The organism is Metabacillus sp. KH_069 (genome assembly GCF_057838075.1).
Window position 1 is genome coordinate 552419 of record NZ_CM174460.1, and the last position, 12870, is coordinate 565288.

A 12870-nucleotide genomic window follows, 5' to 3' on the forward strand; every position below is an offset into this window, starting at 1 on the left:
GATTTCTGTCATTGTACTGTTAGCATTCACAGACACCCAAGTTTCAATATGCTCTGCATAATTAAAAAAACTTTTACAGAACTTAAAACAACAGCTTTACATTTTTCACCTATGATGGAAGGAAATAATATGATGGAAAAAAGGGAAGTGAAGGTGATTTCATGTGGATTGTTATTTGTTCTATCCTTGCCGTTTTTTTAACGATCCTCGCTGTGTCCTATTTTTTCAGCAGCCTGATTACCGTACCAAGAAAAGTGGCATATGAAAAAACGTATTTGCTTGGAGTAGAGAGTGGAGAGATCAATACGGATATATTTGAAAGCGCTCAAAAAGAAGAATGGTTTATCGACTCTTTTCACGGCTATCAAATTCACGGAATGTGGTTTCCTGTTTCAGAAAGCAAAAAAGCAATTATCATCGCACATGGCATTACCTGGTCACTGTTCGGGAGTTTCAAATATGTGGGTATGTTTCAAAAAAAGGGATTTAACGTGCTTTTATGTGATCATCGTTTTCATGGTCTGAGCGGCGGTGACCACACCTCTTTCGGCTTTTACGAGAGCGATGACTTAAATGCATGGGTGGACTTTCTTCATGAAAAACTGGGTGAAGATGCTTTTGTAGGAATTCTCGGTGAATCACTTGGAGCAGCTTCTGCTCTTCAATATGTAAAAAAAGATCCAAGGGTTGCGTTTTGCATTGCCGATTGTGCATTCAGCGATTTGACAGAATTGCTGAAAACGAGACTAAGAATTGATTTCAAAATTAAGTTTTACCCGCTGATCTCCTGGACCAGTATTGTGACGAAACTCCGTTATGGGTGGGGGTTTGAAGAAATCAAGCCTGTCAGGGACCTTGAGCATACGAAAACGCCGATTCTTTTTATTCATGGAAAAGAAGATCATTTTATCCCAATGAAAATGACGCTGGATATGTATCATTTGAAAAAAGGGATAAAACAGCTTTATTTAGTCCCAAAAGCAGGTCACGCGCAGGCCTTCTTAACTGACCCGAAAGGCTATGAAAGAAAGGTACTGGAATTTATTTCATTGATCGAAAGCTATAAAGAGAGTGCAGCAGAAATGTGAGATCCTGCAGATGTGCTCTCTTTTGGTTATCCTATATCCGGTAAGGGTAAAGATATTCTATTAAGAAAGGCTCTTTTGTTTCGTAAACTTTGTTGTTTTTAGACTACAGTGGAGCGGAAAGGAACGGGCATCAATTGTAATGAAAAACAACAATCTTTGCGAAAACAGCCAAATGAAAAGACAAGCAGGTGACAGGATGTATGACGTAATAGGAATTGGCATTGGACCGTTTAATCTTGGACTGGCAGCATTAATTGAGGACATTCCTGAGATAAACGCTGTTTTTTTTGACAAAAGTGAGGAATTTGTATGGCATCCGGGTATGCTTATTGAAGGCTCTGACCTTCAAGTTCCCTTCCTGGCAGACTTGGTTACATTCTGCAACCCGAGAAGCAAATATACATTTCTAAACTATTTACATACTCATAACAGATTATATCCATTCTTCTTTTTTAATCGATTTGATATTCCCCGGAGAGAGTACAGCGAATATGCAGCATGGGCCGCTTCAGAGCTTGATAGCTGCACATTCAGTTCATGCGTCACTCATGTAGAATATAAAAAAGATCATTATGAAGTACATGTTGAACATGACGGGGAAGCTGCTGTCTATAGAACAAAACATGTATCACTGGGGACAGGGAGCATCCCGCTCATTCCGATTGAAACAGATACAGGAGACTGTGTGATCCATTCAAGCGACTACTTATATAAACAGGAAAACATAAAGAAGAAAAACGCCATAACAGTTGTAGGATCTGGACAAAGTGCAGCTGAAATCTTCCTTGATCTGCTGCAGTCGGAGGATCATTTTAACTACGAACTGAGCTGGTTCACCCGTTCGGCAGGTTTTATGCAGCTTGAGTCTGCGAAGCTTGGGCAGGAGGTTTTTTCCCCGGATTTTGTTAACTATTTTCAGGAGCTAAGCTTTGAACAAAGAAAGAAGGCGCTTCCTGAGTTAGAGCACCTGAGGAACGGCATTGACAAAAAAACGCTTGTATCTATTTATGATCTGCTTTATCACCGTTCCATTCACGGCAAGGATGCGCGTGTGAAAATTATGCCTCTCACCGAGGTGAAGGACTTGAAAGAGGTTGAAAGAGGATTTACGCTGAAATGCCATCAGTGGCAAAAAGAAGAATCCTTTCTGCATCAGACAGAAGCCGTTATTTTTGCAACTGGATATAAGCCGAATCTTCCTGACTGGATTGAGGAAATGAGGGATGACATTGTCTGGGAGGATGAAAAAAGGTATAAGGTTGAAGCTGATTTCAGCCTTGTTTTTAAGGATCAAAGAGAGCAGAACATTTTTGTCCTGACAAACCTTGAGCATTCTCATGGAACAGGAGCAACAAACCTTGGATTATCTGTCTACCGAAATCAGCAGATTATTAATTCCATTTTAAACAGAGAGCATTTTAAAGATCAGGGAAGAACCGTGTTTCAGCAATTTGCGCCATAATATGCTAATACATGTTTTATATGTGTTCCAAAGGGTAATTTAAATAGTGTTAACAATTTGAGGAGGTTCTAGGATATGAGTAAAAAAATTGCTGTCGTTGTAACGGATCATTTTGAGGACTCTGAATATACGGAGCCTGCAAAAGCGTATAAAGAAGCAGGTCACCAATTGACTGTTATTGAAAATGAAAAAGGAAAGACCGTAAAAGGCAAACAAGGACAAGAGTCCATCAAGGTAGATGCATCGATTGATGAAGTAAATGCAGATGACTTTGATGCGCTGTTTATTCCGGGAGGGTTTTCTCCGGATATCCTGCGCGGTGATGATAAGTTTGTCACATTCACAAAGAAATTTATGGATGATAACAAACCTGTATTCGCGATTTGTCACGGGCCGCAGCTGCTCATTACAGCGGAGACCCTTAAGGGCAGAGATGTTACAGGATTTAAATCCATTGCCGTTGATTTAAAGAACGCCGGTGCAAACTTCCATGATAAAGAGGTTGTTGTATGCGGCAATCAGCTTGTAACAAGCCGCACACCTGATGATCTGCCTGCATTTACACGTGAATCGCTAAATCTTTTAAAATAATAAAAAAATAGCCCGCGCGCAAAGCGCCGGGCTATTTTTTATCTTCCAAATCTGGATTTTCAGCACTTGGAAGCGGATCTACATTTATTGCATCTTCTGTATGAATCGCAGTCTTAAGTGCATAAATAACAAAAACAATACAAGTAATAAGCAACAGGAATAAAACAATCGTTGCAAGCCACCACATTGCAGCCATTTTTCAGCCCCCTTTGTACACATATATGCAAAAGGGGACGTGCTGAGAATCTTTTTATCCTTTTTCTAAAGGCAGAAATGAATTAAACTTTTCTCAGGTTGCCAAGCTCTTCAACAATAGCCTGCATTTCGTTAGGTGAAAATGTATTTTTCTTCATGACTAAATCGTAGATATCCTTCAATTCTTCATACATCTCTTCGTCAAAATGGGACGGTTTAATCGCACCAATGTTAATGACACGCAATTTTTCTTTAATTTGTTCAATCATGTATTCTACGTTTTCAACTGATTTTTCTGATAGATTATTCAACTGAATTCATCCTTTCAAACTTTCCCTTTTAAGTATTATTTATTGTAACATGTTTTATATCAATAAAAGTTGCTTATTATAAATTCACTTATGTAAAGAATAGAGAAATGTACCATATATAGAGTAAGGGGAAACATACATATTAATAAGACTTGTTTTTTATCCCGTAAAAGCCGATTGGTTCAACTAATCGTCACTGAGGATAAGGGATACCCCCATGATGGAAGTTTACTTTATGATAATTGTCTTAACCGGCAGGAGGAAAATGATGATTAAAGTAGTATTTGTTTGTTTAGGGAATATATGCCGTTCTCCGATGGCAGAAGGAATTATGAGGCATTTAATTGAAGAAGAAGGTTTAAGCAAAGCGATTATAACGGATTCAGCCGGCACCGGGGACTGGCATATTGGCCATCAGCCGCATGAAGGAACAAGGAAAATCCTTGATCATCACAAAATTGGGTACGAAGGGATACAGGCAAGAAAGGTGACCCTTGATGATCTCCTGAACTTCGATTACATTATTGCGATGGACAATGAAAACCTTGGTTACTTAAGGAGGCTTGCGGGGTACTCTAAAACAGGCTATGTCGGAAGGCTGATGGACTTCGTGCCGGAATCAGATCTTGCAGACGTACCTGATCCTTATTTTACAGACAACTTTGATGAGGTTTACGAAATGGTGCACACAGGATGCAGTCACTTGCTTGAGCGTATTAAAATAGACCATAACTTATAAGAAGAGGGGTTATTTCGAATGAGTAATGAATCAAACAGTTTATTTCTAAAAGGACTTTTTGCCGGTGCTGCGGTTGGAGGAGCCCTTACACTTCTTCATAAGCCGACAAGAGATCAGTTTGTTGCACAGGGAAAATCTTTAAAAGATAAAACAGCTCTTTATATTGAAAACCCGTCTCTATTAACGGAAGAGATCAAACAGCAGATTGATCAGGCAAAGAGCGTAATCCAAGAAGCTAAGGAAGATATTGAATTTATCAATGAAAAAATAAATGAACTTAAAGAAACAACACCTCAAATGATTGAAATGATAGAAGAAACAAAAGAAAGGTTTCTGACCGATCCAAAAGAGAGGTGAATAAATGAAAAGCGTGAAACAGCATAAACAGACCCCGAAATCCATCCTAAGAGACCTGTTTGAGCGTTTTTCTAAAGATGAAATCATCGGGCTTTCGGCAGAACTCGCCTATTTCTTTTTACTTTCTCTGTTTCCGTTTTTAATCTTTTTAATTACGCTTATCGCCTTTCTGCCGCTTTCTCAGGCAGATATCTTAAACTTTCTTGCGCAATATGCACCAGGGGAGTCTGTAGAGATTATCAAAAACACCCTGGCTGAAATCGTCAGCAATTCAAGTGGAGGATTGCTTTCGTTCGGGATCCTTGCCACTTTGTGGTCTGCCTCAAATGGCATTAATGCCATAGTCCGTGCTTTTAACCGTGCATATGACGTACCTGAGAGCCGATCATTTATAGTAGCGAGGGGAATGGCGGTTTTACTTACAATTGCAATGGTTTTTGTGATTTTAGTGGCTCTGCTTTTACCTGTATTCGGGAAAGAGATCGGCATGCTCCTTTTTTCTGTCTTTGGACTTTCAGAAGAGTTTTTAACCGTATGGAATATGGGAAGATGGATTGTCAGTGCGATTATTTTATTTATTGTTTTTACAGCACTCTATTTTTTTGCCCCAAATAAGCATTTGCATCTGAAGGATGCGATGCCTGGCGCTGTTTTTGCAACAATCGGCTGGGCCTTTGTCTCATTCGCCTTTTCTTATTATGTTGGAAGCTATGGTCATTACAGCGCTGCCTACGGCAGTTTGGGCGGAATCATTGTTCTGATGATCTGGTTTTATCTGTCCGGAATGATCATCATGATTGGCGGAGAGCTAAATGCCATTCTTTACAAAAGAAAAGGGACCCATTAATATTTCCAGGGATTGTGTGTGATAGAGAGCGGGAAATAGTGAAACAGTAAAGAAGAAGATCATGATCTTCAAAATCTTGCTGGGCAGGTGAATCTTCATGGCAAAGCATACGAAAAAAGGCGGGAGCCATAACAAGCAAAATTCAAAAAGCAAGCCGCAGCATAAAACAAGTGGCAGTGCAAACGGTCAGAACGGCTACCACTAAAACAAAAAAGCAAACCGCATCTCTGCGGTTTGCTTTTTTATATCGGAGGTTCCGCTTTTCTTCATTGTCCAGCTCCACCTCCTAACTCCTCGGCCAGAACGGATCCGCCAGTAAAGGCAAAAAGCGCCTTTACTGACGAATCCTTATCTGTCTGTCGGAGCTAACCAGTCAGTTCCGCTTTTCTTTTACTCAGCCAACTGAATGTAACTGTGATAAGCCGATGAATAAATATGCTCAATGTCCTCATCCGTCATATACATCAATGTCTCTGTCTCGATATCCTTCATTTTTGAAATAAATTCGATCATGTTTTTGCGCTCTTGTCTTTTCATAATAATAATTCCTCCTGTTATAGTATTGTTATGATACAGATTGTATTTGTTAATACTATTATATAACAGACAATTCAAAATGTTCAACCTATATTTAAAAAAAACCGCCAATTTTTTAGAGATAAACTCCCCGGCCAAAACGAATTCGCCGGAAAAGGCAAAAAGCGCCTTACAGGCGCTTTAGCTTTTCTTAATTATTGGCGGTTTTAAAAGCAGGCTGCTTAAAGAAAGCAGTCGTTATAAAAATCAGAAGCAGGATAAAGCTCACTACGTGAAAAAAATTGGCCGATGTCACATGTTCAATGTATAGTCCGCCTAAAAATGGACCGGATATGCTTCCAATGCTGAAAAAGATGCCGCACAGCAGGTTTCCTGCAGGCAGCAGATTCTTAGGAAGCAAATCAGCCATAAAGCTGATGCCAAGTGAAAAAGTTGATCCGACAACCATGCCGGCTATGAAGAAACAGATGACAAGCGGAACGAGCGTTTCGGCAAAGCTTGCGGCCATAAAACTGATAAAGCCAAACAGCATAACGAACATGATGGTGTTTCTTCTGCCAAACCTGTCGCTGATGATCCCGAGAGGAAGCTGAAAAACAATCGCCCCGACAGCAAAAGAGGATAAAATGATCGATACAGATGAAACGTCTATTCCTGTCCGAAGTGCATACACAGGATAATTTCCGTTTAGCGAAGCTTCCAAAAAACCATATCCGAACGTTGGAAGAAATGCGACCCATGCAAGCTTCGATGCTTTTGCAAAGCGTTTAGCTGTCCCGAAAAATGAAGTAGATCCCATGTCCTGTTCAGGAAAGTCATTCTTCAGGAAAAAGACGAAGGCCCATGCAATCAGGCTAATGCTGCCAGAAAGGATAAATGGCAGGCTTGAGCTTATTTCAGCAAGCGGAACCATTAGCGGACCTGCTGCAAAGCCAAGCCCAAAAAACAATCCATAAAGAGAGATATTTCGTCCGCGCTTTTCTTCAGAAGATATGGATGTAATCCAAGTTTGGGTTGAAAAATGCAGCATGTGGTCTCCGACACCGATTAAAAGTCTAAGCAAAAACCAGAACCAAAATGACTGAATCCATAGAAATCCAAATAAACTGAGCGCAACCATGATTCCTCCAACTAAAATCAGAGGCTTAAAGCCAAACCGCTTTAAAGGACCTTCCATAAAAGGAGAGGCAATTAAAACACCTATGTAGAGTCCTGTGGCATGCAATCCATTGACAGAAGAGGAGTACCCTTCCTGCTCAAAGATAATGGCGATCAAAGGGAGAAGCATTCCCTGTGAAAATCCTGAAATAGCAACAATACTGACGAGAATAGCAAATTTGAATTTCGGCATAATCCTGACTCCTAACTCTATTTTCCATCCTGAATGTTACACCCATTATTCATGCCAGACAAGGAAAATTGCATATCGTTTTCGAACAATTGTTTTTTCGGGTATGATGGCATAAAGAAAGGATGATCACAGTGGAATTTAAAATGAGAGAAGTAGGATTCACCGCTGACTTTGAATACGGGGAACTTCATGTTGCGGGAAATGAAGAATATGGTTTTCGCCCCTATCAGCTGATGGTTTCATCCATTGCCGTATGCAGCGGCGGCGTACTTAGGGGGATCCTTGAAAAGAAAAGATTAGTTGCTGAGGACATTAAGATTCAGACATCTGTAACGAGAAATGAAGAAGAAGCGAACCGGATTGAGAGCATTGCCATCCATTACATTATTAAAGGACAGGACCTTCCGGAGGAGAAAGTGGAGCAGTCGATTAAATTGGCCAGAAAAAATTGCCCAATGGTGCGTTCAGTGGAAGACAGCATTCAAATCACCGAAACGTTTGAAATAATAAAATGAGACTGTGCTTATGCACAGTCTCATTTTATTAGGATTTAAAACTCAATAATTTCCGGTTTGCTTCCTGCCTTTTGATAATATCTGATTGATTGAGGCGTTATTTTTAACAGTAAGTAGTTTGGATCGTCAGGGCCGGAAATCCATTCTTTTAACTCCTTGTTCCAGAATTTCTCTTTTAGTTCGGCAGATTCTTCTACAGAAGCATTGCCTTCAATCTCCGCGTAATCATTTTTCCAGCCGTCGCCTTCAAAGCCAAGAAGAACATGAACGTTTGGATTGCTTTCAATATCTTCTGCTTTGTGGGTATCTTTGTTCGTGGCAGTATATAAGGTCAGTTCATCGTGGAAAAACAGCATAAACCTCGAAAATGGCTTGTTTTGACGGATTGTAGCGAGTGTTCCGATTTTATGTTCTTTAAACATTTGCAGAACTTTTTCTTTTGCTTCACTCATATCCAATCACTCCTTTCATATCTATCATTAATCTGCATCAAATTGATGTTTTCATACGCAGCAGAAGCATGTGGTTTAATTTTTCCTGAAATAGAGAAAGAATAAGGAGAAGAAAGGGTGAGAATGGAATGAATCGAATCTTTTTTATTGTTGTAATGGCAGGTGTTCCTCTTTCTGTTATAGGGAGTCTGATGCACTGGCCGCAGCTCATCATGTTTGCCGTTTACTGTATAACGATTATTGCTCTTGCGGGTTATATGGGAAGAGCAACTGAAAGCCTGGCGATCGTGACAGGTCCGAGAATTGGAGGCCTGCTGAACGCAACCTTTGGAAATGCTGTTGAACTGATCATTTCTATTTTTGCATTAAAAGCAGGTTTAATTGGCGTTGTTCTTGCTTCTTTAACAGGCTCTGTCCTTGGGAATTTGCTGCTTGTAGCGGGATTGTCCTTTTTCGTTGGAGGATTAAAGTTCAAAAGACAGGAGTTCAATGTATACGATGCGAGGCATAATTCAGGTCTTTTAATTTTTGCTGTTATAGTGGCATTTGTCATCCCTGAAATTTTTGCAATGGACATGGATGAGGCAAAAACGTTAAACTTGAGTATAGGCATTTCTGTTATTTTAATTCTCTTATATTTAGCAGCATTGTTTTTTAAGCTTGTTACACACCGCGGTGTTTATCAGCATAAAACGGATGAGACAGATGATCATGAGGAACCGGAATGGTCTGCTAAAAAAGCCATTACAATCCTCTTGCTTGCTACAATTGCAGTAGCTTACGTTTCGGAGAGTCTTGTTCATACATTTGAGGCTGTTGGCGAGAGCTTCGGCTGGAGTGAACTCTTCATCGGGGTCATTATTGTTGCAATTGTCGGAAATGCTGCTGAGCATGCATCTGCAATCATTATGGCCTATAAAAATAAAATGAATATAGCAGTCGAGATAGCGGTGGGATCCACCTTGCAGATCGCCATGTTTGTAGCGCCGCTTCTTGTCCTGATCTCCTTATTGTTCACAAAGAAAATGCCGCTTGTCTTTACAATGCCGGAATTGATTTCAATGGTAACGGCCGTTCTCCTGACCATTTCGATTACAAATGATGGGGACACAAACTGGTTTGAAGGGGCAACCTTGCTTGCAGCCTACTTGATCATGGGCATTGGCTTTTATCTTTTGTGAAAAAAAAGGGACTCTGTGCTTAGCACAGAGTCATTTTTACGTGTAGGACGAAACAATTAATAAGAAGCTAACCCTCATGAAATCATGGGAGTTAATCTAAATGTAGCATGTTATTTAAAATTTGTAAATATTCAGTTTTTTATTCTTTGCTTCAAAAGAAGGACATACATATAAAGATTAAAGGGGATGGAGAGCATGATTTATCGATTGGCCTTTTTTGTAATCGGTTTATTTGTTTTGGCATTTGGCGTGACACTGACAATTAAAGCAAACCTGGGAGCAGGAGCATGGGATGCACTGAACGTCGGACTGACAGATCAAATCGGTTTAACAGTCGGCAGCTGGATTTTTATTGTAGGGATCTTAATTATTCTTTTAAATGCCGTTATTATGAGAGAAGCTCCCAAAGTACTCGGAGTGTTTACGATTTTATTAATCGGTTTTTTTGTTGATTTCTGGATGCTTTCAATTTTTCAGGACTTCAATACACAAAATATCTTTTTCAAAGGAATCATTTTAATTTTAGGGATTTTATTAATAGCCATTGGCGTTTCTATTTATCTTCAAACCAGCTTTCCGGCAAATCCAATTGACCAGCTCATGATTACACTTCATCAAAGGTTTGGACTAAGCCTGATGGCTGCAAAAACAATTGGCGAAGTCGGTGCCCTTCTGCTGGCTCTATTATTTGCAGGTCCTATTGGTCTTGGTACAATCATTATTACCTTCGCAATCGGACCGCTGATTCAGCTGTGCAATACTCCTGTAAACGCGGTTATTGGTAAATGGGTGGCGAAAACATAAATAAATTGTTGGATAAAGAAGTAAGAGCTTGAAAACAATAATTGTAAAGCAACCGAAAGGGGTTTAGGAAATGAGAAAATGGATGCTCGTTTCAATGGCTTTGCTCTTATCAATTGGTTTTTCAAGCTCTGTTTTTGCTGTGAACAAAACGAAGGTGCCAAGCTCTGTTCTGGATATCTCGAAGGAGAATACGTATCCGAACCCAACTCAGGATCTCCCGTATCTTCAGCCGAGCGAATTTGCTCAAAGCCTGATTGAAACATCTAAAATTCCGATTGAAAATCCTAATTTAATTCGTCTTCTGAATGAATCGACAATCTCTGATAATCCGCTCTCAATCGGATACAGAGCAACGATTTTCCTCGGGCAATGGGCATTAAATTACGAATCAGGCGAAACCGCAGTTAACTGGGAATACCGGAAAATCAATACCAATTTCTTTGATAACCGCGGCGGCAAGGGAACAACTCAAATTCATTATAAGCAAGAAGCCCAAAAGCAGGTAAAAGGCGGCTTAACTGCCCATATTCCGAGTGAAGAAGATGTGAAAAAAATGATGCTCCTTAAGGCAATGAAAAAGACAAGCCTGCCTTTATCATTTCAGACAATCATCGGAACGGGATCAAAAAAAGAACAGATCTATAACATTCCCCCAAAACGAGTAGGATATTTAAATGCATACGCACCGGCAGTCAATGAAAAGGGCAAAGTAACATACGGCGAAGTCTACTTAGTGTTAAAAGGAAATAAACGAAAAATTGTTGTTCAAAATGTAACATCTCAGGGAATTGGCGCCTGGATTCCTGTTCAGGATCATGCTTCTTTCGGATTTACCGTTTCGGAACAGCCGAGATAATAGAAAAGCGAGCCTTCATCGGCTCGCTTTTTTATATCACAGATTTTCGCTTCCTAAAATCAAGATCCTGATAATAGCTATTTTTCACCAATAGGTTTGGACCAAGGCATGAAACAGCGGAGCAATGGCAGTTAAGCTCCCGTGCAAGCTTGGATTCGTTCCAGCGGTCATACGCTGATTGGAGCGTATCTGTTTGAATGTTGCCAAGCTCAGGTGTATCTCCAAAGTCTGTTACGATGATGTCTCCGTTAAAAATATTGACATTAAGTCTTGAGCGGCCGTCAGGGTCATTGCGCACTGTTACGTTTTTGCTTTCCCGAAGCCGTCTGATCAGCTTTATGTCCTCTTCTTCATCACTGCAGGCATAAAAAGGCAGTGTGCCAAACAGCATCCACACATTTTCATTGCGGATATCGAGCAGATGATGAATCGATTCTCTGACTTCTTTTAATGAAAGGGTCTCAAGGGCACTTGCGAAATCTGAGGGATACATAGGATGAATTTCATGACGCTGGCATTTCATATCATTCACGATTTGTTCATGTATTTTTTGAATATGAGGCAATGTCCGCTTATTCAGCATCGTTTCAGCAGAAACCATCACTCCCGCATCCACCAGAGCACGGCTGTTTTCAATGATACGGTCAAAATAAGCAGTCCGCTGCTCATAAGTCGGCTTCCGGTCCATCATCGCAAATCCGCCTTCTGCAAAATCATCCTGTGTTCCCCAGTTATGAGAGATATGTAAAACATCCAGGTAGGGAGCAATTTTTTCATAACGCGTCAAATCAAGTGTCAAATTTGAGTTTATCTGTGTACGAACCCCCCGCGCACGGGCATACTTTAGTAAAGGAAGCACATAATTGTCCACTGATTTAAGCGACAGCATAGGTTCCCCGCCGGTAATACTGATTGACCTGAGCGTATCTACTTCGTCTAATCTTTTCAGGATTAAATCAATCGGCAATGCTTTCGGATCTTTTGGTGAGAGCGTATAACCCACCGCACAATGCTCACAGCGCATATTGCACAGGGTCGTAGTCGTAAATTCAACATTTGTTAAAGTCAATTTTCCATACTGCTTTATATCTAAATAAGCTTCCCATGGATCATGAGAAGGTGTAATGGGCTGTAGTGTATTTGCAGCTGATGCATTCATTCATAAAACTCCTTTTTCAAGTTCACATAGAGAACATTCTATCATGAACAACATATTTTAGAATACCTTCTCTGTCTGAGCTGTTGTCAAAGCAGAGCGAATAAGCTACGATATCACTATCAGTGAAAGGAGAGATACATCTTGGGCAACGCCGTTCATGATAAAGACTCACAGTTAAAATATTTAAAAACACGCTTAAATATGTTTATGAATGTTATCGATTCAATGGATCCTGAGTCAACAGACGTCGAGGATATTGATCGTTTAATTAAAATGCTTGATGAGCTTGAAGTAAAGCAGGAGCAGTTTAAAAAGGACTGGGATAAAGAATAGAGGATGAAAGGGCACCTGATGAGGGTGTTCTTTTTTTTCTTTTTTAATCAACAGGGCTGTTTCAGAACTCCAGTGGATTGCAGCGGAAGGAA

Annotated in this window: 17 protein-coding genes; 11 read left to right on the plus strand and 6 right to left on the minus strand. The window is 40.2% G+C overall.

Annotation, left to right across the window (positions count from 1 at the left end):
* Positions 1-161: 161 nt before the first annotated feature.
* From AC3ISE_RS02890 to AC3ISE_RS02900, 3 genes are all read left to right on the plus strand, one after another.
* Complete coding sequence (locus AC3ISE_RS02890; RefSeq protein WP_489222982.1) at positions 162-1088, plus strand: alpha/beta hydrolase; 927 nt, start codon at positions 162-164, stop codon at positions 1086-1088.
* Positions 1089-1284: 196 nt separating this feature from the next.
* Positions 1285-2550 (plus strand): lysine N(6)-hydroxylase/L-ornithine N(5)-oxygenase family protein, encoded by a 1266-nt coding sequence (locus AC3ISE_RS02895; RefSeq protein WP_489222983.1) that lies wholly within the window; start codon positions 1285-1287, stop codon positions 2548-2550.
* Between the two features lie 75 nt (positions 2551-2625).
* Positions 2626-3141: a type 1 glutamine amidotransferase domain-containing protein gene (locus AC3ISE_RS02900; protein ID WP_070879686.1), complete on the plus strand. Its 516-nt coding sequence runs from the start codon at positions 2626-2628 to the stop codon at positions 3139-3141.
* Between the two features lie 31 nt (positions 3142-3172).
* Here the strand turns inward: AC3ISE_RS02900 and AC3ISE_RS02905 are convergent, their stop codons facing one another.
* Positions 3173-3337, minus strand: coding sequence for a hypothetical protein (locus tag AC3ISE_RS02905; RefSeq protein ID WP_154318919.1), 165 nt, complete (start codon positions 3335-3337; stop codon positions 3173-3175).
* An 82-nt stretch (positions 3338-3419) separates the two neighbouring features.
* Complete coding sequence (locus AC3ISE_RS02910) at positions 3420-3647, minus strand: DUF1128 domain-containing protein (protein WP_083328402.1); 228 nt, start codon at positions 3645-3647, stop codon at positions 3420-3422.
* A 268-nt stretch (positions 3648-3915) separates the two neighbouring features.
* Here AC3ISE_RS02910 and AC3ISE_RS02915 point away from each other — a divergent pair, with 268 nt between their 5' ends.
* Genes AC3ISE_RS02915 through AC3ISE_RS02925 form a run of 3 tightly spaced genes read left to right on the plus strand, consistent with a single transcriptional unit; the run spans position 3916 to position 5590 of the window.
* Positions 3916-4386, plus strand: a complete 471-nt coding sequence (locus AC3ISE_RS02915; RefSeq protein WP_489224248.1) for a low molecular weight protein-tyrosine-phosphatase — start codon at positions 3916-3918, stop codon at positions 4384-4386.
* Between the two features lie 18 nt (positions 4387-4404).
* The gene (locus tag AC3ISE_RS02920) at positions 4405-4743 is read left to right on the plus strand and encodes a YtxH domain-containing protein (RefSeq protein WP_489222984.1); all 339 of its coding nucleotides are present in this window, start codon (positions 4405-4407) and stop codon (positions 4741-4743) included.
* A gap of 4 nt (positions 4744-4747) precedes the next feature.
* Complete coding sequence (locus tag AC3ISE_RS02925) at positions 4748-5590, plus strand: YihY/virulence factor BrkB family protein (protein WP_489222985.1); 843 nt, start codon at positions 4748-4750, stop codon at positions 5588-5590.
* A 390-nt stretch (positions 5591-5980) separates the two neighbouring features.
* Here AC3ISE_RS02925 and AC3ISE_RS02930 read toward each other — a convergent pair whose 3' ends face one another.
* Positions 5981-6127, minus strand: coding sequence for a BH0509 family protein (locus tag AC3ISE_RS02930; protein ID WP_070879690.1), 147 nt, complete (start codon positions 6125-6127; stop codon positions 5981-5983).
* 190 nt (positions 6128-6317) lie between these two features.
* A complete protein-coding gene (locus AC3ISE_RS02935) occupies positions 6318-7478 on the minus strand; it encodes an MFS transporter (protein ID WP_489222986.1) in 1161 nt (386 codons plus the stop codon).
* 131 nt (positions 7479-7609) lie between these two features.
* Here AC3ISE_RS02935 and AC3ISE_RS02940 point away from each other — a divergent pair, with 131 nt between their 5' ends.
* Positions 7610-7993: an OsmC family protein gene (locus tag AC3ISE_RS02940; protein WP_070879691.1), complete on the plus strand. Its 384-nt coding sequence runs from the start codon at positions 7610-7612 to the stop codon at positions 7991-7993.
* A 35-nt stretch (positions 7994-8028) separates the two neighbouring features.
* Here AC3ISE_RS02940 and AC3ISE_RS02945 read toward each other — a convergent pair whose 3' ends face one another.
* Positions 8029-8445 carry a pyridoxamine 5'-phosphate oxidase family protein gene (locus AC3ISE_RS02945; protein WP_489222987.1) on the minus strand — a complete coding sequence of 139 codons (417 nt, stop codon included), beginning with the start codon at positions 8443-8445 and terminating at the stop codon, positions 8029-8031.
* Positions 8446-8573: 128 nt separating this feature from the next.
* Between AC3ISE_RS02945 and cax the strand changes: the two genes are divergently transcribed.
* The 3 genes from cax to AC3ISE_RS02960 all read left to right on the plus strand — a co-directional run bounded on the left by cax (position 8574) and on the right by AC3ISE_RS02960 (position 11286).
* Positions 8574-9626, plus strand: coding sequence for a calcium/proton exchanger (cax, locus tag AC3ISE_RS02950; protein ID WP_489222988.1), 1053 nt, complete (start codon positions 8574-8576; stop codon positions 9624-9626).
* A gap of 195 nt (positions 9627-9821) precedes the next feature.
* Complete coding sequence (locus AC3ISE_RS02955; RefSeq protein WP_489222989.1) at positions 9822-10430, plus strand: YczE/YyaS/YitT family protein; 609 nt, start codon at positions 9822-9824, stop codon at positions 10428-10430.
* A 94-nt stretch (positions 10431-10524) separates the two neighbouring features.
* On the plus strand, positions 10525-11286 hold the full coding sequence (locus AC3ISE_RS02960) for a YfkD family protein (protein WP_489224249.1): 762 nt from the start codon (positions 10525-10527) through the stop codon (positions 11284-11286).
* A gap of 31 nt (positions 11287-11317) precedes the next feature.
* Here AC3ISE_RS02960 and yfkAB read toward each other — a convergent pair whose 3' ends face one another.
* The gene (gene yfkAB / locus AC3ISE_RS02965) at positions 11318-12445 is read right to left on the minus strand and encodes a radical SAM/CxCxxxxC motif protein YfkAB (RefSeq protein WP_489222990.1); all 1128 of its coding nucleotides are present in this window, start codon (positions 12443-12445) and stop codon (positions 11318-11320) included.
* A gap of 141 nt (positions 12446-12586) precedes the next feature.
* On the opposite strand from yfkAB, the gene AC3ISE_RS02970 reads away from it, so the two are divergent.
* Positions 12587-12778 (plus strand): SE1561 family protein, encoded by a 192-nt coding sequence (locus AC3ISE_RS02970; RefSeq protein ID WP_070879697.1) that lies wholly within the window; start codon positions 12587-12589, stop codon positions 12776-12778.
* Positions 12779-12870: the final 92 nt, after the last annotated feature.

What these genes read in the sequence shown, in the direction of transcription:
- AC3ISE_RS02920 (WP_489222984.1), top strand. Translation starts at nt 4,405, where the DNA reads ATGAGTAATGAATCAAACAGTTTATTTCTAAAAGGACTTTTTGCCGGT.
- AC3ISE_RS02915 (WP_489224248.1), top strand. Translation starts at nt 3,916, where the DNA reads ATGATTAAAGTAGTATTTGTTTGTTTAGGGAATATATGCCGTTCTCCG.
- cax (WP_489222988.1), top strand. Translation starts at nt 8,574, where the DNA reads ATGAATCGAATCTTTTTTATTGTTGTAATGGCAGGTGTTCCTCTTTCT.
- AC3ISE_RS02925 (WP_489222985.1), top strand. Translation starts at nt 4,748, where the DNA reads ATGAAAAGCGTGAAACAGCATAAACAGACCCCGAAATCCATCCTAAGA.
- AC3ISE_RS02930 (WP_070879690.1), bottom strand. Translation starts at nt 6,127, where the DNA reads ATGAAAAGACAAGAGCGCAAAAACATGATCGAATTTATTTCAAAAATG.
- yfkAB (WP_489222990.1), bottom strand. Translation starts at nt 12,445, where the DNA reads ATGAATGCATCAGCTGCAAATACACTACAGCCCATTACACCTTCTCAT.
- AC3ISE_RS02945 (WP_489222987.1), bottom strand. Translation starts at nt 8,445, where the DNA reads ATGAGTGAAGCAAAAGAAAAAGTTCTGCAAATGTTTAAAGAACATAAA.
- AC3ISE_RS02905 (WP_154318919.1), bottom strand. Translation starts at nt 3,337, where the DNA reads ATGGCTGCAATGTGGTGGCTTGCAACGATTGTTTTATTCCTGTTGCTT.
- AC3ISE_RS02895 (WP_489222983.1), top strand. Translation starts at nt 1,285, where the DNA reads ATGTATGACGTAATAGGAATTGGCATTGGACCGTTTAATCTTGGACTG.
- AC3ISE_RS02890 (WP_489222982.1), top strand. Translation starts at nt 162, where the DNA reads ATGTGGATTGTTATTTGTTCTATCCTTGCCGTTTTTTTAACGATCCTC.
- AC3ISE_RS02935 (WP_489222986.1), bottom strand. Translation starts at nt 7,478, where the DNA reads ATGCCGAAATTCAAATTTGCTATTCTCGTCAGTATTGTTGCTATTTCA.
- AC3ISE_RS02960 (WP_489224249.1), top strand. Translation starts at nt 10,525, where the DNA reads ATGGCTTTGCTCTTATCAATTGGTTTTTCAAGCTCTGTTTTTGCTGTG.
- AC3ISE_RS02900 (WP_070879686.1), top strand. Translation starts at nt 2,626, where the DNA reads ATGAGTAAAAAAATTGCTGTCGTTGTAACGGATCATTTTGAGGACTCT.
- AC3ISE_RS02955 (WP_489222989.1), top strand. Translation starts at nt 9,822, where the DNA reads ATGATTTATCGATTGGCCTTTTTTGTAATCGGTTTATTTGTTTTGGCA.